Source organism: Sutterella massiliensis (assembly GCF_016899755.1).
Lineage (GTDB): Bacteria > Pseudomonadota > Gammaproteobacteria > Burkholderiales > Burkholderiaceae_F > Sutterella > Sutterella massiliensis.
This window is the reverse complement of record NZ_JACJJC010000020.1, coordinates 1-25,874: the sequence shown is the minus strand read 5'-3', so window position 1 is coordinate 25,874 and position 25,874 is coordinate 1. Positions and strand designations below refer to the sequence as shown.

20 protein-coding genes and 1 pseudogene are annotated in these 25,874 nt (G+C 60.0%); 17 read left to right on the top strand and 4 right to left on the bottom strand.

The window, feature by feature from the left end:
- Positions 1 to 40 precede the first annotated feature (40 nt).
- The 12 genes from H6A60_RS09960 to H6A60_RS09910 all read left to right on the top strand — a co-directional run bounded on the left by H6A60_RS09960 (position 41) and on the right by H6A60_RS09910 (position 15,118).
- Positions 41 to 412 (top strand): H-NS histone family protein, encoded by a 372-nt coding sequence (locus H6A60_RS09960; protein ID WP_205104140.1) that lies wholly within the window; start codon positions 41 to 43, stop codon positions 410 to 412.
- Between the two features lie 341 nt (positions 413 to 753).
- Positions 754 to 1,470, top strand: a complete 717-nt coding sequence (locus tag H6A60_RS09955) for a cytochrome b/b6 domain-containing protein (RefSeq protein ID WP_205104138.1) — start codon at positions 754 to 756, stop codon at positions 1,468 to 1,470.
- A gap of 297 nt (positions 1,471 to 1,767) precedes the next feature.
- Positions 1,768 to 2,436, top strand: coding sequence for a CatB-related O-acetyltransferase (locus H6A60_RS09950; RefSeq protein WP_205104136.1), 669 nt, complete (start codon positions 1,768 to 1,770; stop codon positions 2,434 to 2,436).
- Positions 2,437 to 3,090: 654 nt separating this feature from the next.
- Positions 3,091 to 5,772 carry a molybdopterin-containing oxidoreductase family protein gene (locus tag H6A60_RS09945; protein WP_239477703.1) on the top strand — a complete coding sequence of 894 codons (2,682 nt, stop codon included), beginning with the start codon at positions 3,091 to 3,093 and terminating at the stop codon, positions 5,770 to 5,772.
- A 135-nt stretch (positions 5,773 to 5,907) separates the two neighbouring features.
- Positions 5,908 to 6,504: a 4Fe-4S dicluster domain-containing protein gene (locus H6A60_RS09940; RefSeq protein ID WP_205104134.1), complete on the top strand. Its 597-nt coding sequence runs from the start codon at positions 5,908 to 5,910 to the stop codon at positions 6,502 to 6,504.
- A 40-nt stretch (positions 6,505 to 6,544) separates the two neighbouring features.
- A complete protein-coding gene (locus H6A60_RS09935) occupies positions 6,545 to 7,447 on the top strand; it encodes a hypothetical protein (RefSeq protein ID WP_205104132.1) in 903 nt (300 codons plus the stop codon).
- A gap of 307 nt (positions 7,448 to 7,754) precedes the next feature.
- On the top strand, positions 7,755 to 8,444 hold the full coding sequence (locus tag H6A60_RS09930) for a TorD/DmsD family molecular chaperone (RefSeq protein WP_205104130.1): 690 nt from the start codon (positions 7,755 to 7,757) through the stop codon (positions 8,442 to 8,444).
- A gap of 131 nt (positions 8,445 to 8,575) precedes the next feature.
- Complete coding sequence (locus tag H6A60_RS09925; protein ID WP_205104128.1) at positions 8,576 to 9,358, top strand: 4Fe-4S dicluster domain-containing protein; 783 nt, start codon at positions 8,576 to 8,578, stop codon at positions 9,356 to 9,358.
- A complete protein-coding gene (locus H6A60_RS09920; RefSeq protein ID WP_205104125.1) occupies positions 9,355 to 11,802 on the top strand; it encodes an FAD-dependent oxidoreductase in 2,448 nt (815 codons plus the stop codon). The genes H6A60_RS09925 and H6A60_RS09920 overlap by 4 nt, the downstream gene beginning before the upstream one ends.
- Before the next feature lie 241 nt (positions 11,803 to 12,043).
- Positions 12,044 to 12,172, top strand: coding sequence for a hypothetical protein (locus H6A60_RS13895; protein WP_275114229.1), 129 nt, complete (start codon positions 12,044 to 12,046; stop codon positions 12,170 to 12,172).
- A 305-nt stretch (positions 12,173 to 12,477) separates the two neighbouring features.
- A complete protein-coding gene (locus H6A60_RS09915) occupies positions 12,478 to 14,157 on the top strand; it encodes a putative transporter (RefSeq protein WP_205104123.1) in 1,680 nt (559 codons plus the stop codon).
- A gap of 4 nt (positions 14,158 to 14,161) precedes the next feature.
- Positions 14,162 to 15,118, top strand: a complete 957-nt coding sequence (locus H6A60_RS09910; RefSeq protein ID WP_205104121.1) for an IS1634 family transposase — start codon at positions 14,162 to 14,164, stop codon at positions 15,116 to 15,118.
- 604 nt (positions 15,119 to 15,722) lie between these two features.
- Here H6A60_RS09910 and H6A60_RS09905 read toward each other — a convergent pair.
- Complete coding sequence (locus H6A60_RS09905) at positions 15,723 to 15,986, bottom strand: cytochrome c3 family protein (protein ID WP_239477705.1); 264 nt, start codon at positions 15,984 to 15,986, stop codon at positions 15,723 to 15,725.
- A 352-nt stretch (positions 15,987 to 16,338) separates the two neighbouring features.
- Positions 16,339 to 17,646 (bottom strand): annotated as a pseudogene (locus H6A60_RS09900) (flavocytochrome c); the annotation flags it as partial.
- 121 nt (positions 17,647 to 17,767) lie between these two features.
- Between H6A60_RS09900 and H6A60_RS09895 the strand changes: the two are divergent.
- From H6A60_RS09895 to H6A60_RS09880, 4 genes are all read left to right on the top strand, one after another.
- Complete coding sequence (locus H6A60_RS09895) at positions 17,768 to 18,406, top strand: TetR/AcrR family transcriptional regulator (RefSeq protein ID WP_205104117.1); 639 nt, start codon at positions 17,768 to 17,770, stop codon at positions 18,404 to 18,406.
- 506 nt (positions 18,407 to 18,912) lie between these two features.
- Complete coding sequence (locus H6A60_RS09890) at positions 18,913 to 20,742, top strand: C69 family dipeptidase (protein WP_205104115.1); 1,830 nt, start codon at positions 18,913 to 18,915, stop codon at positions 20,740 to 20,742.
- A 162-nt stretch (positions 20,743 to 20,904) separates the two neighbouring features.
- Entirely contained in the window at positions 20,905 to 21,195 is a 291-nt protein-coding gene (locus tag H6A60_RS09885) for a hypothetical protein (RefSeq protein ID WP_205104113.1), read from the top strand.
- 203 nt (positions 21,196 to 21,398) lie between these two features.
- Entirely contained in the window at positions 21,399 to 22,796 is a 1,398-nt protein-coding gene (locus tag H6A60_RS09880) for an ATP-binding protein (protein WP_205104111.1), read from the top strand.
- 86 nt (positions 22,797 to 22,882) lie between these two features.
- Here H6A60_RS09880 and H6A60_RS09875 read toward each other — a convergent pair whose 3' ends face one another.
- Complete coding sequence (locus H6A60_RS09875) at positions 22,883 to 23,071, bottom strand: type 2 periplasmic-binding domain-containing protein (RefSeq protein WP_205104109.1); 189 nt, start codon at positions 23,069 to 23,071, stop codon at positions 22,883 to 22,885.
- 402 nt (positions 23,072 to 23,473) lie between these two features.
- A complete protein-coding gene (locus H6A60_RS09870; protein ID WP_205104107.1) occupies positions 23,474 to 24,460 on the bottom strand; it encodes a LysR family transcriptional regulator in 987 nt (328 codons plus the stop codon).
- A gap of 189 nt (positions 24,461 to 24,649) precedes the next feature.
- On the opposite strand from H6A60_RS09870, the gene H6A60_RS09865 reads away from it, so the two are divergent.
- Positions 24,650 to 25,765 (top strand): FAD-dependent oxidoreductase, encoded by a 1,116-nt coding sequence (locus H6A60_RS09865; protein ID WP_205104105.1) that lies wholly within the window; start codon positions 24,650 to 24,652, stop codon positions 25,763 to 25,765.
- The last annotated feature ends 109 nt before the right edge of the window (positions 25,766 to 25,874 follow it).

The following is a 25,874-nucleotide window of genomic DNA, read 5'->3' as shown; positions in this document are numbered from 1 at the left end:
GCACCGGGAGCGCGTCGTCGTTCAAGGGAGAACAATCAACATGAAAATCGCGACGAAGAACAGCTCGTCGGCTTTTGCCGGTTCCGGTCGGATCAACGAGGATCCGGACTTCGGTCTCGAGCTCTCGAGCCTCGAAATTCGGCACCAGCAGCTGAGCGAGGAATACCAGCAGCTTCGCAGGATTGCCGCAGAGCGCGCACAAAACATCATCGATCGGTTCGAACTCACGGCCGAGGATGTGACGCTGCACGAAAGACGATCGGCATTCCACAGCGCGCCCAACAAGGTGACTCCCAAGTACCGAGGACCGAACGGTGAGCTTTGGAGCGGTCGCGGAAAGCTCCCGGTGTGGCTTCAAAACGCCATCAAAAACGGGGCAGCCAGAGAAGATTTCCTCATTGAAAGAGGCTGATGGGACGGGTTCTTAAGTTTTAAAAACAGACAGGCAAAGTTTGTCAGCACGCGTGTAGGGACACCTTTGTGTTTTGCTGCTGCCGCAACCTTTCGGATACGAGGAATCCGCCAATGCGCGGGCTGCAACATTCTTTTGTGCTACTTAACAAAGCTTAACGGGGTTTCTGCGTAAACTTGAGTCCGTGATCGTGGCGCGATCGAAAACATGCCGGCCGGAGCGCATCCTGCGCCCCGAGCCCACGATTGGATGCGCGCCGCTCCAGCGGAAGAAATTTCCGTCTGCTCGCTCCCGAAGCAAGCGTGCCGCGAGTGCGCATTCACTTTCAGGAGGCTTCAAGCATGCAGACGACTTTTATTCGCCGCTTTACGACGAGCGATCAACTCACTCATTTCCTCAATGCGATTGCATGGATTGCGCTCGGCTTCTCGGGCATTGCAATCGGATCGGCGCTGAGAGCGGGGGGAGAGCCTTCTCACGCCGCTTTGGGGGCGCACTTCTTTGCGGGCGCGGTGCTCTCGGCCATCCTTCTTGTTTATACGGTTGGAGCCAAAGCTCGCTTCAAGCGGATGCTTCATGAAATTTTCCGCCGCGACCGTCATTTCTTCGCTTGGCTGAGGTGTCTGGGCGGCTATCCGCAGAAGCTTTTCGGACGCAAGCTGGCTCCGGGTGCCGTTCCGCCCCAGGGCCGCTACAACGCCGGGCAGCGCATAGCGTATGCGGTGCTCGTCTTTGCAAACTTCACGCTCGTCGCAACCGGATTGGCACTTTTCTTTTCGCACAGCCCGGCCGGCGACGCAAGTGCGGCGTACGAAGTTCTGCGGTTCTTGCACTCATCTGCTTTTGCCTTGAGCGTGGTGATCCTCATTGCGCATATTCCGATGGGCGTTGCATCGGCCGTTTCCTTACGAGCGCTTCTGCGTTTTGGAAAAGGCTTCATTCCTGAAGCGCGCGCCAGAAAAACGGCTCCGCTTTGGGTTGCCGAAGATCTGGAGGTGGAACGGATCAATGCCGAACTGAAGATTCTTCACGAGCGAAGCATTGGGGTGCAAAAATAAGCGGCGTCTTCGGAATTGACCGAATACGTGTTCCAGCGATTGACGTCGAGCAAAAAAAGTGCACATCAATTGATCCGGAGATAGAGAATTGTCAAGGCTTGAATTGGCGAAACCGTTTCGCCAATTCGAGCGATGAAGCGCTCATTTGTTCGGCTTCACGAGCTCGGTGTTGCACCCGAGGACAGGTACAAGGGCGGCGGGTGAACTTCGCTCAAATGCCGTCGCAGTGGAGCTTTCTCGATGGCGTTCGCGTTCGCTGTGACGGCTACAAATAGAAGATCGACCGGAGGAGCCTCAATGACAAGCGCAAAAATCGACTACCCGGATCCCAACCGCGTGATCGCAAACGAGTACGGGACCACCTGCTTTTTGAAGAACGTCATCAAAGCCCCCAATATCGAAGTGGGCGACTTCACGTATTACGACGACGATGAGGATCCGACGCAGTTTGAAGCGCGCAACGTTCTTTTCAACTACCCGCAGTTCGGCGACCGTCTCGTGATCGGGCGCTACTGCATGATCGCCAAAGGCGTGCAGTTCATGATGGGCGCGGCCAATCACCGCATGTCGAGCATTTCGACGTATCCATTCAACGTCATGGGCGGCGTTTGGCGCGAACGTTCAACGCCGCACATCGACGAACTCCCGCACCACGGCGACATCGTGATCGGCAACGACGTCTGGATCGGGCGCGAAGCGAAGATTCTTCCCGGGGTCAAGATCGGCGACGGCGCGATCATCGGTGCCTATTCGGTGGTTGCCAAAAACGTACCCGCTTATTCTGTCGCGGTCGGCAATCCGGCGACCGTGAAGCGCAAACGCTTTGACGACGAGTTGATCGAGCTGCTTGAAGAGCTCGCTTGGTGGAATTGGGATGTCGAGGCCGTGACCGAGTTCCTTCCCTTTTTGACTTCGCCCGATGTTGAGGCGGTACGAAGCGAAATCAAGCGCAGGTTAGGGCATTAAGCTCGTTGAGCTCTCGGCGCTTGAAAAGTCGACGGAGGCCGTAGATCCGGACGCCGCCGGCTTTTGTTTTTCTCCTTATGCGGCGTGGTCACAGCCCATTTCGCTAAAAAGGACAAGTTATCTCGTTGAGAACGAACTGGGAATTTCACCGAGAAGGGCGGTTTGTGCCAAAAATCGGTGGAAGCCTCAGCTGCGCTGTTGCGCCCCGAAAGGGGGTAGTGATTTTGAAAAGCCGTGATGCTCAAACGAAGATAAAGGGCTGAATTCCGTGGGAAACGGAAATCCTGACCAATTTGATCGTGTTTTTTCGGTCAAAATGCAGGACGGCGATCGTGAAAAGAGATTGCTGTAAACGCAAAGTTGTTTGCGGATTTATTGGTGCTACTGCAAAAGAAGATGCGCAGAATTTGCTCAACCGAGGCGGTTTGCGTCGGGCGGCGGAACACGGCTGCCAAGACGCGGGACCCCATTGACTGAACTGCTTCGGCATCGGGCTTGACATGCCGGTGAGCGACGTGAAGCGTCGCACGCACCGCTTCAAGCTCAACAAACGGATCGGCGGCGTGCCCGCTTGCGTAAGCGCTTCTTCGAAGCGATCGGAGCAAACGCTTGCGAAAGCGGCCGCAAAGCCGAACACAAAAGGAGATCGATTCCATGCAACTTTCTCGCAGAAGCTTCCTTGAAGCGACGGCCGTTGCCGGTTTGTCCGCTGCGATCGGCCGCACAGACGGTCTGATTCCGAGTGCGCATGCCGCAGCCGCTCCCGCTCCCGCGCCTGCCGCGGGTGCCGCCGCCGGTGAAACGAAGATCGTGAAGACCTGCTGCCGCGCCTGCATCCACAACTGCGGCGTCTTGGCGCATGTGCGCAACGGCCGCGTCGTCAAGCTTGAAGGTAATCCCGAATACCCGATGAGCAAGGGCGCGCTTTGCCCGAAGGGCTTGGCTGGCATTTCGGCGCTCTACCATCCGAACCGCAACAAGTACCCGCTTATTCGCGTAGGCAAGCGCGGCGAAAACAAGTGGCGGCGCATCAGCTGGGAAGAGGCGATCGACCGCATCGCGAAGAAAATGGAAGAAGTGCGCCACGAGTACGGCGCCGAGTCCGTGCTGATCACGACGGGCGGCGGCGGCAACCCCGCCTTCCGCGGCATTCCGCGCGTTGCGAACGCTTTCGGTACCCCGAACTTCTATGAACCGGGCTGCGCGCAGTGCTACCTGCCGCGTACGCTCGCCTTCGACATGATGTACGGCGGTCCCGACACGTCGATCGCCGACGAAAAGAGCCGCGAAATCTATAACCCGAACACGAAGATGAAGGCGCTCGTGCTCTGGGGTACGGACCCGTCCTACAGCAACCCCGCGGGCGGCGGCCAGGCAATCGTGACGTTGCGTGCCAAGGGCGTCAAGACGGTCGTGATCGATCCGCGCTTCATTCCGGAAGCGCAGCGCGCCGACGTGTGGCTTCCGATCCGTCCGGGCACCGACGTTGCGCTCATGCTCGGCTGGATGCGCTACATCATCGATCAGAAGATCTATGACGAAGACTTCGTGATGCATTGGACGAATCTGCCGTACCTCGTCAATGTTGAAACGAAGATGCTTGTTCGCGCCAAGGACCTCGACCCGAAGGGCGACGAAAAGACCTACGTCGTTTGGGACAAGAAGACGAAGTCCCCGAAGGCGATCAAGTATCCGTGGGACGATGCGCTTGATCCGGAACTTGACGGCGAATTCGAGTATCAGGGGAAGAAGTACAAGACGGGCTTCCGCTGCCTCAAGGAACGCGTTGAGCCTTGGACTCTAGAAGCGACCGCCAAGGAGTGCTGGCTCGATCCGAAGAAGATCGAAGAAGCGATCAAGATCTACGCGGACGGTCCCTCGGGCGTGTCTTTGGGCGTTGCAACCGACCAGACGCCGAACTCCGTGCAGGCGGCCATGGGCGCCGTGATCCTCAATGCATTGATGGGCAACGTGGAGCGTCCGGGTTCGCTCATGCAACGCAATCCGTCGTCCAATGTCGTGCCCGCCGGTTCGCTCGCGACCCGCTGCTCGTACCTCCTTCCCGAAGGGCAGCTCACGAAGCGCCTGGGCAGCAACGAGCACAAGGGCCTCATTCAGTGGGACGCCGCGCAGCCGAGCGCCGTGCTCGATGCGATGCTCACGGGCAAGCCCTATCCGATCAAGGTGTGGCTCGAACGCTCGGGCAACAAGTTCGGCGTGAACGGCAATGCCGGCAGCTGGGTCAAGGCCATGGAAAAGTGCGACCTGATCGTGCACATGTACATGTATCCGACCTCGTTCTCGATGTATGCGGACATGCTGCTGCCGGCGACCGAATGGCTCGAAACGAACATGCTGATCGAGTCGCTCAACATGGTGTTCGCGCGTCAGGCGGTCGCTCACGTTTGGGAAACCGAAGACGAAACGCTCTTCTGGTCGAAGTTGATCAAGCGCTGCGCGGCGCTCGGCAACGAAAACGCCAAGCGCGCCTGCGATCCCGAGTTCATGAAGGACGACCTCGCGTACTGGGATTCGATGGAAGAGCTCCTTGACGGCCGCTTGAAGCGCATCAACATGACCTGGAAGCAGCTCCTTGCGCACAACCCGGTCACGTACATGCCGTACGACAAGTGGAACACGTACTACGTGTACCTCAACAAGGACCCGAAGACGGGATTGCCGCAGGGATTCCGCACGCCTTCGAAGAAGCTCGAGCTCTACGGCGACATTTGGATTACGCTCGCCCGCACGGGCAAGCCCTATGCGCTGCAGCCGCTGCCGCCCGCCTCGAAGGACTACGATCCGCTGCCCTACTATCTCGAGCCCGCGGAAAATCCGACGAACGAGATCGGGCGCGAATTCCCGCTCATCCTGACGAACGGCCGCATCCCGGTCTATCACCACGGGACGCTGCGCAACGTGCCGTATCTGCGCGAAATCTATCCGGTGCCCGAACTCTGGGTGAACCCCGTCGACGCCAAGAAGTACGGCGTCGCCACGGGCGACTGGGCCTGGATCGAGTCGAAGCGCGGCAAGACCCGCGGCAAGGTGCTCGTGACCGAAGGCGTGAGTGCCGGCGTGCTCTACATGGAACGCTTCTGGTTCCCGGAAACGCTCGATACGCCCACCCACGGCTGGATGGAAGCGAACGTGAACGTGCTCACGAAGAACGACCCGCCCTTCAACGACGTGGTCGGCACCTACACGCTTCGCGGCATTCAGGTCCGCATCTCCAAGGCCGAGGGCGCGCCCGAAGGCATTTGGACGAAGCCCGAGGACTTTAAGCCCTGGCTGCCGCAGCCGACCGACACGACGCCGAATCCGAAGCTCGGCTGAGGCTTTGACGTTCGGTCCCCGGCGAATCGGGTTCGCTCGATTCGACCGGTCGGCTCATGGGCTTGGATCACCGTGCCGCTTTAGCAACAAAGGAAGCGGGCGGCACGGCGACACGATTACGGAAGAATTTTCGCTATGACTCAGAAGACATTCGTTATCGACCTCGACCGCTGCACGGGCTGCATGGCCTGCGAAGTCGCCTGCAAGCAGGAAAACGGCGTTCCGCTCGGGGTCTACTACAACAAAGTGCACACGATCGGTCCCGTCGGCACGTTCCCCGACATCAAGCAGTATTTCCTGCCGCACATCTGCCAGGTCTGCAAGGATGCGCCCTGCGTGAAGGTCTGTCCGACAAAGGCCACTTACCGCACGGAAGACGGCCAGATCCTTGTCGACAAGGAAAAGTGCATCGGCTGCCGCGCCTGCATGGCCGCGTGCCCGTATGGCGCCCGTACGTTCAACCCCGAAACGAAGGTCGTTGAAAAGTGCACGGCCTGCAACCATCTGCAGCAGGCGGGCGAGCTGCCTGCATGCGTGAAGGTCTGCTGCGCGCATGCGCGCTTCTTCGGCGACATCGACGATCCCGAAAGCGACGTCTCGAAGGCGATCGCGGCGGCGGGTCCGGAAAACGTGCACTCGATGCCCGACTCGGGCAACCACCCGACGGTGCGCTACATCCTGCACAAGAAGTTCGGCGAATGGACGAAGAACCCGCCGAAGATGATCCCGTAAGACTTTGGGGTCTCACGGATCGCAATCAAAGGCGAAAACCATGCTGCGGGAAAGTCTTCAAGCGCTTTATGCGGTGTTTGCGTGTGCAGCCGCGGGCTGCCTCATGGCGCTCGCGCTGCTCGAGTGGCGTGCCGCAAAGGCACGCGCGGCCTCCGCTGTCGCTTTATTCGGACTCCTTTTCGTAGCGGCTTCGGCCGGTGCGCTTCTCGCTCAGTTCGGCCGTCCCGCCATGGTTTTCGCCGCTTTTGCGAATCCGGGGTCTGCGATCTTTCGCGAACTCGCCTCAATCGTGCTTGCGTTCATCGCGGGTGCGGTCTATTGGCTGGCGCTCTTTTCGGGCGCAAAAGCCGCAACGATGCGCCGACTCGGAAGTGCCGCCGCTTTTGCGGGACTCGTGCTAGCGCTTGCCTGCGGCAGTTCCCTTGTCATGAGCTGGCGTCCCGCCTGGAACACGTGGACGCTCGTTCTGCCGAGTGCGGGCTTTGCGGGGCTTGCCGCCGCCGCGGCGGTCTTCGCGGGTGAAGCGCGATCGCTCGGTTTGGGGCTCGCGGGGTCGGGCGCGGCGCTCTCGCGGATCCGTGCGGCGGAAGCGGCAGCGTGCGGTGCGGGCGAGCGAAGCGTCGGCGTTCATTCGAGCCAAGTGCTCTTTGGCGCGCTGCTTCCCGTTCTCGGGATCGGCTGCTACTTCGCTGCATTGGTGCTTGCGAATGGCGGCGCTTGGGCGCAGCGCCTCACGATGCTCTTCTCGGGCGAGGGCGCGCTGCTTTTTGCGGGCGGCACGCTCGGCTTAGGCGTTGTCGTTCCGGCGATCGGCCTTTGGCTCGCCAGAGGGCGCGTCCGACAGGCTGCGGCGGGAGCCGCGCTCTTCTGGGCGGCGTTGGCTTTTCTCGCGGCTTCAATGGGCGCGGGCTGCTGGCACCGTGCGGTGCTGCTGCTCGGGTGAGGCCTTGGGGGAAGGGAATCGCTCTTTAAGCGGCTGAAATGGGGCGCGAAGAGGGTAGAGAGAGGTTGTGGAGAGGAGTTGAGTCGATAAGAAAAAAAGCGAAAACCAATCGGAGGCGCTTTTCGAGTGCGGCTTTTCGGGCACAGCCGATAGGGCGGCGACCGGGAGAAGTAGCCGAAAGGCGAATAAACAACCATAGGTGCACGTGAGAAATCGGCGCACAATAATTCATGAACAAACCGCAGTCCGCAGGCGTAAAAAAAACGAAGGGCGGACGCAACCGACAAAAACAAAAAGGACCGACCAAATGACGAACAGCCAGGATCTCACGGCGCTCCTCGAAGGGCGCGGCAACCTCTACCGACTTCTGAGCCGACTCTACATTGTGGAAGTCGATGCGGCATTTCTTGCGGCGCTGCGTTCGATGACTTTCCCCGCCGGCGCGGACGAACCCCGTATGGCTGAAGGCTGGCAGCGCCTCGCGAAATGCCTCGCGGGCGGCGACCTCGGGGCCGACCCAGTTGAGACGCTTGCCGTCGACTACGCGCGCATTTTCCTCTCCGCGGGCGTCACGTCGGGTGCCGCCTATCCGATCGAGTCGGTCTACACGAGCCCCGAACATCTCGTGATGCAGGACGCCTGGGAGGCGGTCTGCAAGGCCTATCGCGAAGCGGGTTTCGAGAAGGACCCGAAGGTTGACGCACATGAAGATCAGCTCGGGCTCGAGTTCGCGTTCCTCGCGCACCTGAACGACCGCATGATCGACGCTGTGAAGATCGGCGACGACGCGGCCTATCGCCGCGAACTGGCCGCTTCGAAGCGCTTTCTCACCGAACACCCGATGCGCTGGGTGGCGGACTTCGCGCGCGATGTTCGCAAGTGCCCGGCAACGGACTTCTACCCGGCCGTCTCGCTCGTGACCGAAGGCTTCATCGCGATGGATGCGGCGCTCCTGGAAGACCTTGAAAAAGACGCGAAAGCGGGTGCGGCCGCATAAAACGCGGCCGAGAGCCATTTCGCTCGGGGCGCGCGTGCGCGAGGTCAATGTCGGCTCCCCGCCGCCCCGGTCCCATCACTGCGGCCCGACGCGATAGCGCGAGCGGGCGCCATAACCTTCGGAATCGAATCATGACTGAGAAGCAAGACGAGAAGTGCGAAGCGGCAGTTGAAGAGCGATCCGAAGCGTTTCGGGCGCCCGGGCAACCGCCAGTAGAGGCCGAACGGCATGCCGCAGAGCCGCACGTCCTTAAAACCGACCGCCGGTCTCTCCTCAAAGGGACGGCTGCGGGCGTCGGCGGCATTGCGTTTCTTTTTGCGCTCGGCGCCGGTGCGGCACTTGTGCCGGGCGACCCCGCACGCGCCGAGACTCGGATTCGGCCGCCGGGGAGCGTTCCCGAGGACGAATTTCTGGCGCGGTGCTTGAAGTGCGACCGCTGCAGGGGCGTCTGCCACACGGATGTCATCGGCATGGCCGACTGGGCGGACGGCCTCGTTCGGCTTCGTACGCCCGTCCTCGACTTCCGGCTCGGGCACTGCGACTTTTGCGGCAAATGCGCCGATGTCTGTCCGACGGGCGCGATCGAACCCTTTGAGAAGGAAACGGAGAAGGTGGGACTCGCTGAGCTCACCGACCGCTGCATTGCGCTCAGAACGGGTGCGTGCCGCGTCTGCTACGAGAAGTGCCCCTACGACGCGATCACGCTCAACAGTCAAAACGTGCCCGTGATCGATTCGCAGATCTGCAACGGCTGCGGTCTTTGCGAAAAGGTTTGCCCGGCCAATGTCTTCCAGGCTTATCGAACGGGGCGCGAACGCGGGATCGTCGTGCGGCCATTGAAGCGCGGCGCGGCAGCCGCGGGTGCTGAAGCGCCGGCGTCGACCGATGAAACGACAAAGCGGAGGGCGTCATGAGAAAGATCTTTTCCGGTACGCGGCTGCGCGGTTTGACGGCGCTTCTCTTCTTTGTTGCCGCGGTTTTGGGGCTCGTTTGGCATTCGGGCTGGGGAACGGCTTCGAGCTTCGGCATTGCCGATATTGCGGCCGTGTGTCCGCTTGGCGCCCTTGAGACGATGCTCGCCTCGAAGACGTTCCTGCCGCGGGCGCTCGCGGCCCTCGTCGTTTTTCTCGTTGCGGCATGGCTTTTCGGGCGGTTCTTCTGCGGCTGGCTCTGCCCCGTGCCTTGGACGGGAAAACTCGCGCGGCTCCTTCGCCGCGGCGCGCATGCGGTAAAGCGCCCGAGAGCGGACGAGAAAGCCGACGACCTTTCGGGTGCGGAAAGCGACGCTCGATCCGCCTGCGCGGCATGTTCGGCTTCGTCCGGATTCTGTGTCGCTGCTTCGAAGAGCGGCGCGCATACAGGGGCGTCGAACTGCCGGGATTGTCCGAGCGCCGAGCGCTTTGTGCGTGAGGCGTCTCTTGCGGGTGAATCGGCCGCCGAGCCCCGATCAACGGCGGCGGACGGTGAAAAAGCGCCTTACTACGTGCTCGGCGGCGCACTCGCTTCGAGCGCCGTTTTCGGTTTTCCGGTTTTCTGTCTCATCTGCCCCGTCGGTCTTACCTTTGCGCTCGTCATTGCGCTCTGGCGGCTCTTTGAATTCAACGAAACCAACTGGGCGATTCTTTGGTTTGCGGGCTTTTTGTTTCTGGAGCTCTTCGTGCTTCGGCGCTGGTGCGGGAAGTTCTGTCCGCTCGGCGCACTCATGACGCTTGCGGCGCGGCTTAACCGCACGTTCCGCCCGCACGCCGATCGGGTGCTCTGCACGCGTGCGGCGCACGGCAGCGACTGCACGGTCTGCCGCGACGTTTGCCCCGAGGGGCTGGATCCGGCAACGATGCGCGAAACCGACTTTTCGTCGGCGCGCTGCACGAAGTGCGGCGCCTGCGCGGCTGCCTGTCCGACAGGCGCAATTCATTTCCCGTGGCGTTCGAGCGACGAAAATAAGCGCGTCATTCCGATTGCGCCCGTAGAACGCACCGAAGGGGCGGCTTCGGCCGTCTCGACGAACGCGTCTTCGCGCGTAGCGGCAGAGAATCTCTCGGAAGCCGAAGCGCTTTCGCGCTGCGTGCACTGCGGGCGCTGCGGCGAAGCCTGCCCCTTGGGCGAGCGCATGGTGCATGCGACGGCGCTTCTTTCGCGCGGTCGGCGGGAGGATGCGGCCGAAGTGCTCCTTGCTTCCGGGGGCTTCCCCGAAATCACTTCGCGGGTTTGCCCGGTCGAGCACCTTTGCGAAGGGGCTTGTGCGGCCGAGCACCTGGAAACGTCGGGCGACGCGGGTCGGCATGTTCCGATCGCGATGCTTGAGCGCACGGTCGTTGACGACGCGCTCAAGGCCGGTTGGACGCCGCAGCCGCGGCGCACGCTGAAGTCGCGCCGTGTTGCGGTTGTGGGTGCGGGCCCGGCCGGGCTCGCCTGCGCGGACGTGCTTGCGCGAGCTGGCGTCGAAGTCCACGTCATTGACAAGTCACCCGCCGCGGGCGGCCTCTTGACTTTCGGCATTCCGAGCTTCAAGCTCCCGCGCGCAATCGTGCAGCACCGCATTTCGCTCCTTGAAAAGTCAGGTGTGCGTTTCGCTTGTGGACTCGAAGCGGGCGTCGACCTCGCGTGGTCGGATCTCGCCCAAGAGTTCGATGCCGTCTTTATCGGCACGGGTGCGAGCGTTCCCGTGTCGCTCGGGCTCGAAGGTTCGGCGGCCGATGCGCCGCAGAAGCCCGGCATTCTTTATGCCGACCGCTTCCTGCGGGCGGCGGCCAATCGGGAGCTCGGGCTCGACGCAAAATCGGCTGCTGCCGAAGCGCTCTCGCTCGAGGACTTCGCGGGTAAGCGCGTGGCGGTTTTGGGCGGCGGCGACACAGCGCTCGACTGCGCGAGAACGGCGATTCGTCTCGGCCCTTCGGCGGTCTTCTGCGTAGCGCGTCGCAAGCGCACGGCGCTTCGTGCGCGCGCCGTCGACCTCGCGGCCGCGGAGCGCGAGGGCGTGCACATCCTTTGCGAGCGCGAAGCCGTCGAAGTGCTTCGTCACGGCGACGAGACGCTCGCGGGTCTGCGGCTTCTCGACACGTCGATGGCGGGCGGCGCAGCTGCGAGCGAAGTGCTCGCCGCGATCGACTGCGTGATCGTTGCCTACGGATTCCGGGTGCGGAAGGATTCGAAGCTCGAAGCGCTCGGCGTTCGCTATGACGATGCGACCGGCCGCACGACCATGGTCGTTGACGGCGAAGGCCGCACGGGCGCAGCGCGCATTTGGGCGGGCGGCGACGCCGTACGGGGGCCGTCGCTCGTGAGCTATGCGCTTGCCGACGGGATGCGTGCGGGCAGGGCCATTGCTTGCGAACTGGGAGTCTCGAACGACGGCTGATGTCGGCCGGCGCGGGCTTGCTTTCGATGTGTCCCCCGAGGCAGCGGCGCCGGCAGCACCGGCCAGGAACGAACGGCGAGAAACTTGCATGATGATCTCCTTTGAGCGGACCGACTCCAGAGCGAGTGGGCATAACGATCGGCTCGAAAGGAAGTCTCTCAATGCGGATACCCTGGTATCTTGACCGGCGTCACATGGGACGAGTCCGTGCACGTTCTGTTACCGGCGCGGGGCGGTGTTATTGAGCTCGCCGCTCACGGGCGGCATGATCATCGCCGCAGGTATTGCGGGCGTCTCGCCCTTTGAAATTGCCAAGCGCACTGCGCCCGTGATGCTCATTTTGCTCATCGGCGTTTATATCTTCAGCTGATCGAGCATAGGTAAGACATCGGCAATCGGTTCGGAGACAATCGCGTACCGGCGCGGATCTCCGAACCGCTTCTTTTTGAGCAGATGGCGGTCTGTACGGGGGCTCGTCGTCCTTTTCAGATGCCGTCGCAAAATACCGTATCGAAACGTGCTGTGTCGGTCATAAAATGGACGCCGGCGCAGGGTTCCACTGGGGTCACCGAGTGTTGAGGCGGGATCGCCAAACGTGCCGGAATCTGCCCGACGGGCGGCATCGGGCCGCGCGCTGTGGCGTGAAGCCGCTTCGTGGAAAATATTGAGGTTGATATGGATTGGCTGACTCAGCTGCTCACGGACACCGATTCCGTCGGTCACATTCTGCTTGTGTACTCGGCGGCCATCGCGCTCGGCATGGCGCTCGGGCGAATCAAGTTGTTCGGCATATCGCTCGGCGTCACCTTCGTGCTCTTTGTTGCGCTCGCCCTCAGCTACGCGGGCATTACCGTCAATGGCACGGTGCTCAACTTCATGCGCGACTTCGGGCTCATTCTCTTTGTCTTTTTCATCGGACTGCAGGTGGGGCCGTCTTTTTTCTCCTCCTTTAAGAGCGGCGGCCTTCAGCTCAATCTGCTCACGTTGCTTGCGGTCGTGCTGAGCATCGCGGTGACGCTCGCACTCTACTTCCTTTTCCAAGGAAGCGTTTCGCTGCCGCAGATGCTCGGCGTTCATTACGGCGCCGTCACGAACACCCCGGGCTTGGGCGCCACGCAGGAGGCGCTCGACATGCTCGGCTACGAAGGCGAAAACATCGCGGTGGCCTATGCCTGCGCTTATCCGCTCGGCGTGGTGGGCATCATCATGACGGCGGTTTTTCTGCGCCGGCTGTTTCGCATCAATCTCAAGGAAGAGGATCAGCACTGGGAAGAAGAGGCTAATGCCAACCGGGACGCTCCCATTTTCTTTCACGTTGCGATAACCAATGCCGGCATCAGCGGTCAGACGATACGCCACATTCGCGAACTCATCGGCCGCGCCTTCATCTGTTCGCGCGTGTTGCACGATGGCGTCATCACGAGTCCTGCGCCCGATACGCAGGTCTTTTTGGGCGACAAGCTGAGAATTGTTGCGGGCGCCGATGCCAAGCCCGCCATCGTGGCATTTTTCGGCGAGGAAGACAAAACGGTCGATCTCGCGACGGCGCACTCGCCCCTGATTGCGCGCAGCATTCTTGTTACCAAGGATCAGGTGAACGGCATGCAGCTCGGCGAACTGCATCTGAGCCGCTACGACGGCGTGAACATCACGCGCGTATTCCGCTCCGGCATGACGCTCTTTCCGTACCAAAACCTGCACCTGCAGATGGGCGACATGGTCTATTGCGTCGGCCCGAAGCGCTCGATCGAGCGCCTGGCAGATCGGCTCGGCAATCAGGTCAACAAGCTCGACAATCCCAACATCATCTCGATCTTTCTGGGCATCCTGTTCGGCATTCTGCTGGGATTTCTGCCGATTGCGGTGCCCGGCATGCCCGTGCCGCTTCGACTCGGACTCGCGGGCGGCCCGTTGATCGTGGCCATCCTTCTCGGTTACTGGGGGCCGCATTTCAAGCTCATTACCTATACGACGCACTCGGCCAATTTGATGCTGCGCGAACTCGGCATTGCGCTTTTTTTGGCGAGTGTCGGACTGAGCGCGGGCGACCGGTTTGTTAACGCCTTCATTGACGGCAACGGTGCGCTTTACGTGGCAGCGGGGCTCGTGATCACGGTCGTGCCGCTTCTGATTACGGGCATCGTTGCCCGAACCAAGTTCAAGATGAACTATCACCTTATCGTGGGACTTCTCGCTGGCGCGACGACCGATCCCCCGACGCTCGCCTACGCCAACACGATCTCCGAAAAGGACTCTTCAGCGATTGCTTACTCAACAGTCTATCCGCTCGCCATGTTCCTGCGAATCCTCTCCGGACAGATCGTTCTGCTTGCTCTGTGGGGCTTTGTCGCGTAGAACCATGATTCCGATCCTTCGCCGCCTCAAAGAGGAGTACAACCTCCGCCGAGTCATCGTTACCACCGACCGCGGCCTCAACAGCGGCCCCAATCTGCAGCAGATACGCGACATGGGGCTCGACTACGTCATTGCCTACCGTCTGCGCAATTCCGGCGACGCGATCCGCAAGCTCGTGACGGACGAAAACGGGTGGACATACCGTCACGGCAGCACGCTCTGCGATGTGAGTAACTATCGGATTACAAAGGAAACTCGATCGTTTCGCATGGTCGACGGCGATACGGGGGAAATCAAAACCGGCAAGCTTGAATCGAACCTGCTCATCAACTATTCCGCCAAAAGAGCGGCAAAGGATAGGAAAGACCGGGATCGGCTGGTGGACAAGGCTCGACGGTACGAAGACCATCCTTCGCTGCTCAAGCAGGACATGCGACGAGGCGGCAAGAGCTACCTCAAAGTAGACGCCGAAGAACTCAGCGTTGAAGTCGACAACGAACGGATCCGCAACGCTGCTGTTTACGACGGCTATTACGGCATCAGCTATTCGGACGCGAGCATGAGCGTGGAGGAAGTTCTTTCGGTGCACCACAGCCTTTGGCAGATCGAAGAGTCCTTCCGGATATCCAAGTCGCTTCTGGAGGCGCGTCCCTGCTTCCATTGGCGTGAGCGACGCATCCGCGGCCATTTCCTGATCTGCTACCTCGCCCTCGTCATGCATCGACTGCTCGAAAAAGAACTGGCCGACAAGGGAGTGTCGTTGACGGCCGAACGCATCATTGATGCACTTGCCGCTGCGGAGCTGCAGGAAGTCGTTCTTCCGAGTGGCGAGGCGATCTACACGAAGGCCAGGACGGGAGACGATTTTGAAGCCATTTTCAAAGCGCTGGGACTTGGCAAACTGCCTCGCATCGGGAAGGCTGCCGACATCAAGCGCGCTCTCAAAGTGCGGGAACTTTAAGTCGGAGGCGCTGTTATAACAGGTGACGAACGAAAATAAATTCCCGAATTCACTGGAAGACGGGGATTTACAGCTTTTACCTTGTCAAAGACAGGAAAAACGTTTCGCATTTCTCGAAGCGTTTCCGCGCGGCGACGGTAACGACGCCGAAAGCCTGGCGTGAGGCGGCTTTTGAAGAAATGGAAGTCCGTGAAGCTCAGAAAGCGCGTGAAGCACAAGAAGCTCGTGAAGCGGGCAAAGCTGCTGGCGGGCTGCCGAAGGTTTTAGGCGTGACGGCGCCGGCGTCTGCGGCAAGACCGTCGGCGGCGCCCATGCTTTCCGTCTTCAATCCCGACTTCGGACTCGGTTCGGCTTCGGGCAAGTCCGTTCTTACGTACCGACGAGCCTATCCACGTCGCAGAAACAATTCGGCCGACCCGAATCGAATGAAATCGAAACTCGGATCGGCCGATCCGGGTGCGTCCCCTTTTGGATCGGGGACGCGTGCCCGTAAGCTCAAAGCTTCAAGTTCGCTCGCCTGCCGGAGCCGCCGATCAAAGCAGTCAAACTGTCGGCCGTCCGCGGGAGGGCGAGGGCGCTTTGAGCTCAGCGCCATTTGCCGCCGTTATTTGAAGTTCGTCCATTCGACGACGTGGCAGTCGTTGCAGAGCGCCTTCGAAGCCTTGTGTTCGGCGTGGCAGGTCGTGCATTCGAGCGTGCTGCCGTAGTGGGCGGACGCATGCGGGAACTTGTCGAACTTGTTGGGCTTCGTCGGGATCTTGTCCATCGTGCCGTGGCAGCCGATGCAGGCCTTGTCGGACGGGCGCGAGGTCGGAAGCGCTTCGCCGTGGCAGGTCTGGCAGGCGATTTCGCCGCCGAAAGCCTTCATGTGCTTTTCGCTCATGGGGACGCCAGCGACCGTTGAGGCGGCAAACGCCTGCGCGGCGAGACCGAAGGCGGCAGCGGCAAAGAGTGCGTTGCGGATGATGTTCGATTTCATTTTGTTCTCTCCTTCGAAGTCTTCGCTCAGGCCTTCTTGACGCGCTTGGCGACTTCGTGGCCGGCAATCTGACCGTAGACCATGCATTCGACCGAAGAGCAGCCGCCCAAACGGGCCATGCCGTGCACGCCGCCCGTGATTTCGCCCGCGGCATAGAGGCCGTCGATCGGGCGTAGCGTCTGCGCGAAACAACTTCGGCCTTCGTCGTGATGGAGGCGCCCCCCATGCAGTAGTGGAGCTTGGGCGAAAGGCGCATCGAGTAGAACGGGACCTTCAGTTCCGTCTTCACGTCAAGGGGCTTCTTGAAGGGATCGGGCTTCTTGCCTGCGACGATTTCGTTCCAGTCGTCGATCGAAGCCTGCAGCGCCTTCGGGTCGCACCCGTGGCGCTTGGCGAGCGCTTCAACGGAGTCGTCGCGCTTCACCGTGCCTTCGCGGTAGGCGGCCTTGAAGCCTTCGGCGTGCTCGGTCGTTGCTTCTGAGCAGAAGCAGAACGGATAGTTGGGCTTTTCGGCAGTGCCTTTGGCGAGCACAACGAGCTGCGCTTCGGCGCGGGTACGGCGGTCAGCGAGTTCGTTCATGAAGCGTGCGCCCGTCTTCGGGTCGACGGCGATGCCTTCGGCAAAGGCGTAGTCGGCGAAGAACGAGCCGGGACCAGCGCCCTTTTCGTCGGGCGAAGCCCAGGGGCCGAGCTGGTACATGTCCATCATCACGGGGAGCGCCCCCGCGTCAAGGAGTGCCTTGATCATTGTGGCGGTGGAGCCGGGCTGCGACGTGCATTCGAGGTCCTTGTAGGCGGGCATCGTCGCCGTCACGAACTCACGGTCCTGCCCCCAGCTGCCCGTCGCGACGACGATGCCGCCCGTGGCGCGCAGCGTGCGCAGGCCGCGGTGCGAGTTCGTATGCCAGTCGTAGTCCGTTTCGACGATCAGGCCCTCAACGCCATCGGTATTGCGCACGACCTGAACGACGTTCGTGCGGTTGCGGAACTCAACGCCTTTGTCGCGCAGCCACTTGTGCATCGGCACCGTGATCGAGCCGCCAGAAGGCACCTTCGGCAGATGCGCGCGCGGACGGCTGTGCCCGCCCAGACGAATCACTTTGTCCTGCAGCTCAACACCGCATTCGATCATCATGTCGAAGCACTTGTGGGCGTTTTCGGCGAGCGTGCGCGTGAGCTCGATGTGGTTGAAGCCGCGGCCGGCTTTGAGCATGTCCTGCACCAGGATTTCGGACGAGTCTTCGATGCCCTTGGCCTTCTGCATTTTCGTGAGCGGCATGCACATGAGTGCGCCGCAAAGCGCGGAGTTGCCGCCGTAGGCTTCCATCTTTTCGAGAATGACGATCTTGCGAACGCCTTCCTTATAGGCCTGGTAGGCGGTCGAGAGCCCGGCAAAGCCCGAGCCCACGATGATGAGGTCGAAGGTTTCGTCCCAGTTCGTAACACGGTCGGCGTGGATGCCGGCAAACGCGGAAGCTGCGCCGAGGCCGAGAGCAGAGCCGACGGCACCGCCGAGGAAGTGGCGACGAGAGAGTGATTTCGCTTGCATGAGAGGATCTCCTTTGTCGGTTTGTTTGTATCAACCGTGCAAAGAATGCAAACCTTATCCAAAAATTTTGTACTATTGGTATAATCCAAGAAGAAAATATTCGACCGAAGGGTATAAATAAATGCAAGCAGCAGAAAAGCCTTTTTTTGAAGCGGAGGAGGGCTCGACGCTCAAGCGCGGTCAGGCGCGCCGAACGAACCGCATGGGCGGCGAAACGATCGAGCGCATCCTCGCGTCGGCAAGCGAAATCATCAAGACCGAGGGCACGGGAAAGCTCACGATCGCGCGTGTGGCGGCGCTCGCGGGCGTCACCAAAGGTACGCTCCTTTATCACTTTCACGACAAGAATCAGCTTCTTGAAGCGTTGATGCAGGGCTATATCGCTCACCTGCAGACGCGGCTCGATGCAGGGATCGAGCGGGTGCAGGCAAAGGGATACAACAATCTCACGCGTGAGCGGGAAACCATTGCGGGTTTTATCGAGTGGTATCGAGATTTTCGTCGCCAGGCGCTTTCCTATACGTCGTTCGGCGTGAGCATTCTTTCGATTTCGGCCGAGGACGAACGTCTTCGAAAGCCCGCGCTCGATTGGTACCGAGAACTCTTTGCCAAACTGCGGCTGAGCGGCGACACGCGCGTGGTCGAGGCCGCCCTGACGCTCGAAGGACTCTTTTTCCTGCGTCACTTCCGGCTTGACGCGACGACGGACGAGGAGGTCGAGGCGATACTTTCGCGAATGGAAAAAACGCTGCTCGAGTAAAGAATGAGGAAATCGGGCCGACAAGGCTTGGGAGCGTTGTTGCGGCTGCCGACTCGGATAGAAAGACGGTGCCGTTTTCAGGCCTTGTTTGCGTTGTCGGGTTCGTCTTCGGCCTCGAATCGACATCTCACCGCACACCGCATTCTCCGGTGCTTCTCCCGCTCGGGCGTGACGCTTCGATGGCTGGTTCTGTGCCGCCGCTGCCGATGAAATGCTCGGTCTTTATGTGTGACGGTTCATCGATGCAATCCTGCTCCTGGGCAGTTTCGAAGCCGCATCCAATTAATACGAATTAATTCTTAGGCCAATTTCTTTATTAAGACAGATGAGACTGAAATTGCATGGTATTTGCTGGTGCTAAACGCCTCTCAATTACCGTTTAAGAGATATCGTATTAACTATTATGGCTTACGCCTGGCAGCGAGAGTAAGCTCGGCTACGGACCAAACCACTTCAGCGCCTGGTTCCCTTTCAGGCGCATCTCGTTCTTCCCGGAGGATGCAGTCATGCAAAACTTCACGAAGGCGTTCGTCGCCGTAGCTTCCGCTCTCATCGCTGTCGGATCCGCCGAAGCGTGCAGCACGCTCGTTATCGGCAAAGCCGTCTCGGAAACGGGCAACATTATCGTTGCGCACAACGAAGACAACGGCGGCCGTCTCTTCAACATGCAGCACTATGTGCCGCCCGCCAAGCACAAGCCCGGCGAAATGATCAAGTTCGAGCCGAACGCGGCTGCGATTCCGCAGGTTGAAGAAACGCTCGGCTTCTACTGGACGCAAACGTTCGTGCCCGACGGCGCTTCGTTCGCCGACGGCTTCTTCAACGATGCGGGCGTCGTCGTTGCAACCAACTGGTGCGGCGAAATCTTCGATGCCGACCGCATGGAAGTGAAGGACGGCGGCATCGGCTACGGCATCCGCCGCCTTGTTGCCGAACGCGCGCATTCTGCGGCCGAAGGCGTGCAGATCGCCATCAAGCTGCTTGAGGAATACGGCTACTTCCACGACGGGCGCACCTACACGATCGCGGATGCGAACGAAGCCTGGCAGATTGCCATCCACCAGGGGAATTCCTGGGCCGCACACAAGATCGCGGACAACGAAGTCGTCTACATCCCGAACGTCTTCATGATGGACGCGGTGGACCTCAAGGACAAGGCCAACTGGCTCGTCGAGCCCAAGCAGGTCGAGCGCGCCATCAAGGACGGCCGTCATGACGCCAAGGACTCGACTTTCAACTGGCGCAAGATTGTTGCGCAGGAAGGCGTTCGCCACGAGCGCTGGAACGCCAACCGCAATGTCCTCGCGTGGAAGTTCATCACCGGCAAGGAATACAACGATCCGGAAAAGTTCCCGTACAGCGTGACGCCCGACCGCAAGTTCGGCGTGAAGGATGCGATGGCACTCCTGCGCCAGCACGAGTCCTACATCGGCGAAGACCAGGAGCTCTTCCACAGCCTTTCCGAAGGCATTTGCCGCACGACCTCGCACGACTCGATCGTCTACAACCTCACGAAGGATCCGACGCTCACCGAAGCCTATAAGACGCTCGGTCGTCCGTGCCAGTCGGTGTACGTGCCGATCTATCCGCTTGCCGGTCCGGCCAAGGGGACAACCTTCCTCGACTGGGCGCAGGCAACGAAGGAGCACTTCGCCGGCACGCCCGCCATGTTTGACTTCCGCGATGAATTCACGCCGCACAGCGTCTTCAGCGCCGGTACGAACGCCATCGACTACCTGCGCGGCGATGAGCAGATGAAGCGCGCAGCGCTCATCAAGGCCGAAGAAGACAAGTTCATCGCTGAACGCGCCGGCGTCACCGCTGAAGCTGCGAAGCTTCAGGGCGAAGCCCGCACGAAGTTCCTGCACGACTACAACGAAAAGGTCTATAAGGAAGTGCTCGACCTCATGAAGGCCGAAAACGCTCGCCTGATGCCTTACAAGGTTGAGATTCTTGCCGACGTCGTGAAGGCCGACTCCGATGCGCCCGTCGCGTTTGCGCTTCTCGGCAGCAAAGATCATTCCGTCCTGAGCGCCAACCAGAGCGCCACGCGCGCCGGCATGAGCGCGAACCAGCTCAATTCGACGCGCCAGTTCAAGAATTTCGCGGCCGCACAGTCCATGGAATACAAGGACGTGAACAAGGACGGCATCATGGACGTCGTCTTCACCTTCAAGGGTAAGGACCTCGCCAAGGGCGCCGTCCCCGGCGCGAAGATGGACCTCTGGCTCTATACCCAGGTGAACGGTCACCGCGTTACGGGCTTTGACGTCGTTCCGGTCGAAACCAAGGAAGTGAAAGCTGCCGCTTCCCGCGACGGCAAGCATCTCCTCTGACGAAACCACAGCCTGACCGCGCAGCAGGCCGGCACGCCCGGCCTGCCGCTCGACACGCAAGCAGAAGAGGACGCTCGAAAGCGTCCTCTTTTCATGCCTGCACAGCTGCCGCCTCAGGACTTCTCTTCTCGGCCGGGCTCAGCCCTTCCTTTGGCGTTGCGGTTGAGCGCGCGCCAGCCCGTGCGCGTCGCCAAAGGCACGCTTCTTTATCACTTTCACGACAAGAATCAGCTTCTTGAAGCGTTGATGCCGGGTTATATCGCTCACCTGCAGGCGCGGCTTGATGCAGGGACCGAGCGGGTGCGGGCAAAGGGCTACGGCAATCTCACGCGCGAGCGGGAAACGATCGCGGGCTTCATCGAGTGGTATCGGGACTTGCGCCGCCAGGCGCTTTCCTATACGTCGTTCGGCGTGAGCATTCTTTCGGCGAGGGCAAAATCGGAGCCGGGCTGAAAAGCCCGCAGTGTTCGAAACCCCGTCAATTCATTGATCGGGTGGCTTAGCGGAATGCAGCTTCTCGCTCTCCTGGCGGTTTGACAGTCCGTCTGACGAAGCGATCCTAGCGAATAGTCCCCAGGGATTGATGCTCCCCTCCGGCTAATTAATGTTCTTTGATAGAATGTTCTCTAAAAGAACGTTCTTTGAAAGAACATAAAATGTCGCTTAAGAAATTCTACGATCGGGAAGCAGAGCAGTCTTTTTTGGTTGAAGAGGCTTCTCTTAGTCAATCGCTGAAGTCAGCACGACTCGTCGTCGTGACCGGACGACGACGGGTCGGCAAAACTGAATTGCTCCTTAGAAGCCTGAGCAAGTCTGGCGAGGTACCGTTCATCTATTTGTTCGCGACGCGGCTCACAGCAAGAGCGTTGATCTCCGAATGGGTCAGAGCCATTGCCTCCGTGATCGACATGCCTTTTCTCCCGCAGTTCGATCGCCTTTCTCAGGTCGTGGAATATCTTTTGTACGTCGCTAGGACGCGTCCGATTCATGTGGCCATTGACGAGTGCCAGGATCTGAATGTGATCGAACCTTCTTTTTGGTCCGAACTCCAGCGCATCTGGGACCTGAATAAGCAAGGGGCTCAAATGCTTTTGGTGATGAGTGGGTCAGTCGCCTCGGCCATGCGGAACATATTTCAGGGGTACAGTGAACCGCTCTACGGCCGTGTGGACAAATTCATTTTTGTTCGGCCTTTCGAAATTGGCACGATTGATGCGATTCTGGCTGATTATTCTCCGACGCACACTGACGAGGATCTGCTGGCGCTCTATACCTTAACAGGCGGCGTGGTCTGGTTTATCGAAGAATTGATGGATCGCGGGGCGTTCACGCTCGAAACCATGGCCGAGACGGTCTTTCAGGCCGGCTCAAAATTTGTGATGGATGGCGAAGTGCTTCTCGCCAACGAATTCCGCCATGATGCAACGGTGAATCGAACGCTGCTCCATGCGATTGCGGCCGGCAAGACCAAACGTGAGGAACTTCAGGCGCTGATTCCGGACACCAATATCAGCGGCGCGCTTTCACGACTGGAGAATCACTATGAACTCATTCGGGAAAACAAGCCGGTGCTTTCGCCGAATTACAGACGAACGCGGTACCAGTTAACAGATCGGTACCTTGCATTTTGGCTTTCCTTTGTGGCAGGCCAATCATCGTTGCTTGCGCAGAACAATTTTGACGGAATGCGGAAGGGATTCCTTTCCGCCTACTCAGATTTTTCCGGCAGGGCGCTCGAACAGTGCTTTAAGGACACGCTTCGCGCGAGTCATCTTTTCACAGAAATAGGCCCCTGGTGGGATCGCAAAGGTCTCAACGAAATAGACATTGTTGCGCTGCGTGATGACGAAATTTTCTTTTTCGAAGTGAAACGCGAAAAACGCAAGTACAGCGCGGCGCAGTTGTCGGCCAAAGTGAAGGCGTTTCTGTCGCTCGTTCCGAAGCTGCAGGGACGGCAAATCCGCATCGGCGGTCTCTCGCTCGCAGATCTGCGAAAGACGCCTGAAGACATGATCAGCGAAGCGCAGGTGGTTGAAATGACAGCCTTCGACTGAAGGCGTGAAAGCTTGTCAGCGGATTTTGGGAAGAGGCATGACAGTCCGACGGCGAGCGCAGATGCCCCCAAACTGCCTTGTCGTTTTCATGAATTGGTACCCGCGATCTTCTGCCGCTCAAGCCCAGCAGGAGAAAGCACGGCACGGAAGAGGCCGAGGAGCCAGCGCACTTCCGGGTCGTCTGCAACGCGCTCGTGCCAGATGATGCGCACCGGATAGTCTTGCTCGAGCTGCGCCGGGATCGGCAGGCTTGCAAAGCGGTCGGAGAGCTGCATGGCACGTTCGGCGGTGCGCTTTGAGACCGCGAGGAGCGCATTCGTCCGCTCAATGATCCAAAGCGCAGAGAGGAAATAAGGAATGGAAACGGTCGGGACTTCATTGCCTGCTGCACGTCTTCAGGCGAAGCGCTTTCGGTCGCGAAATTCGTCACGGCAGCTTTGACGGCGACGCGCTGATAACCCGCGGCGTCCTCCATTCGCAGCGCGCGCTCCCGTGCGAGCTCGAGGAGCGGATGTCCGGCGCGCACGAGCGTTACGATGTTCTTATATTTTCAAGAAATAAGTCGTAAGAGAACACTACTGCCGTTTCAGTTCATGGCCGAGGTTGTGCGGTTGAGGCAGTTTCGAGCGCTATATTCTTTCGAGAGAAATTGGAAAGCGGCGCTCGTTCCTGCCGCCTCAGGACTTCTCTTCTCGGCCGGGCTCGGCCTTTCCTTTGGCGTTTCGGTTGAGTGCGCGCCAGCCTGCGCGCGACGCCACGCGCAGGGCGTTCCCGGCGTAGACCGCAAACCATTCGGCAAAGGCACGCAACCGCGGCGTTTTGAGTTCGTCCTCCATGCGCGTAGCGATGCACATGTGCCAGGGCTTTCGTTCCCAGCCGCGCAGCACCGGCACGATGCGTCCGGTCTGAATTTCGTTGACGACGTGACCGAGGAAGAGGTCGGTCGCGATCCCCATGTGGTTCAAGAGAAAAGTTTTGAGCGACAACTGATTCGAGCAGCTGTGCGTTTTCTGCCAGCGAAGCGGCGCCGACGCCACGCCGTTGCGATAGAGCGATGTAATGGGCGGGTTGTTGACCGACTGGTAGGCGAGCCCGGTGTGATGCGCAAGATCGGCAATCGTTCTGGGCGTACCGTGCTTCTCTAAGTACTCGGGTGTCGCGAGCGGTACGGTTGACGAGGAATGAAAGTGGCGGATGACGAGTCCCGTGTCGTCATCGGGCATGTGGTTCAAAACCGCTGCGTCCACGTCGGTGCCGTGCATTTGGTTCGGGCGAACTTCAGGCACGAGTGAAAAAACCGTGTTCGGGTGATCGTTCGAGTAAGTGCACAAAAAGCCGATCAGGTAGTCCTGCGAGAGCTCCGCAGGGGCTGCGAAGCGAATGCGGAAGGTTTCTTCGGGCGCGGCATTCTCAGCGCGCAGCATTCGGAAGCCGTCAATGAGAGGCTCGAGCTTGTTGACGAGCTCGATGCACTCGGGCGTTGGGCGCATCGGTCGGCGGCGCTTGTCGAAAAAGGGGAACCCGACGGCATCTTCGAGCTCGGCGAGCAGCCGCGAGACGCGCGTGATTTCCATGTCGAGGATGAGCGCCGTGCGGGTAATGCTTCCGGTTTTCGAAGCGACGACGAGCGCTTCCCAGGCAACAAGGTTTTCAAAGGGCTTCATGCGCGGGCGATCCTTGAGTCACACGGTTTTCGAAGATTCAAAAATCGATTATCCGCAGCAGGAATCGCGCTTGGAATTCTCGAAAACGCGGGGAGAGGAGGGCTGCAGCGATTTGGCTTCGATCAACCTGCGTACGCAGGTGCGCGGTCAAGATGGTCGATAACGACCACACCTCAAAGGAGAATTTTCATGTCGCGCAAGTCCGCTTCCGCCCGTATGCTGCTGCCGCTCGTCCTCGTCTGTGCGGCCGGCACCGTCTTCGGCTACACGCCCGGTACCTACACGTCGTCCTTCCCGGGCCAGAACGGCCCCGTTCCCGTCACGGTCACATTCTCGCAGGACCGCATCGAGTCGGTGGTTGTAGGTGAAAACAAGGAAACGATCGGTATCGGCCAGACGGCTGTGAAGAACCTTCCCGACCGCATCGTCGCCGCGCAGTCGCTCGGCGTCGACATGGTGTCCGGGGCGACCGTTTCGAGCGTCGCGATCATGAGCGCCGTAGCTGACTGCGTGAAGCAGGCGGGCGGCGACGCGACGAAGCTCATGAAGCCTTACAAGGCGCCGCAGGTGGTGAAGCACGAGAAACTCGCGACCGACCTCGTCGTGATCGGCGGCGGCGCCGCAGGCATGATCGGCGCCATCAACGCTTCGCAGCAGGGCCTCAATGTTGTGCTGCTCGAAAAGCAGGAATTTTTGGGCGGCGCTTCGGCGATCTGCGGCGGCATCGTTGTGGCGCAGGGCTCCGAAGCGCAGTGCAATATGGGCGAAAAGAGCGATACGCCCTCAAAGATGGCCTACGATTTGCTTCACAACGGTCATCAGCGCAACGACCTCTCGGGCCTCACCTTCTACGCACTCAATGTCGGCAAGAGCATCGACTGGGCCGTGAAGCAGGGCGTGCAGCTCGATACGAAGGCGGGCTTTGCCTTCCGAGCCGAACACAAGACGCCGCGCGTGATTCCGTTTGTGGGCGGCTGTCCGCAGTATGCGCAGACGCTTCGTGAAGTGCTCGCGACAACGAAAACGGATGTGAAGCTCACGACGCGCGCGACGAAGCTCATCACAACGGACGGTGCCGTGACGGGCGTTGAAGCCAAGGCCAAGGACGGTACGACGTACGAAATTGCCGCCAAGGCCGTGCTGCTCGCGACGGGCGGCTACGGCTGGAACAAGGAGATGCTGTTCCGAAAAAGTTACTCGAAATTACTCGATGTGTTTTCGGATTTCTTTCCGCACTTCACCAGAGTCCGCGCGGCTTTTTCCAAAGTCGGCTGCATCCAGTTGAAGCCTCTTGAGGGCCAGTAAGTTCCCCCGGAGCTAATGGCATCACGGTACTCAGCGGTTCGGGCCTCGATAATCTTTTTGACTTCTCGATAACCCATGTACCGCGTGATTTCCGGATCCCACAGCCGGA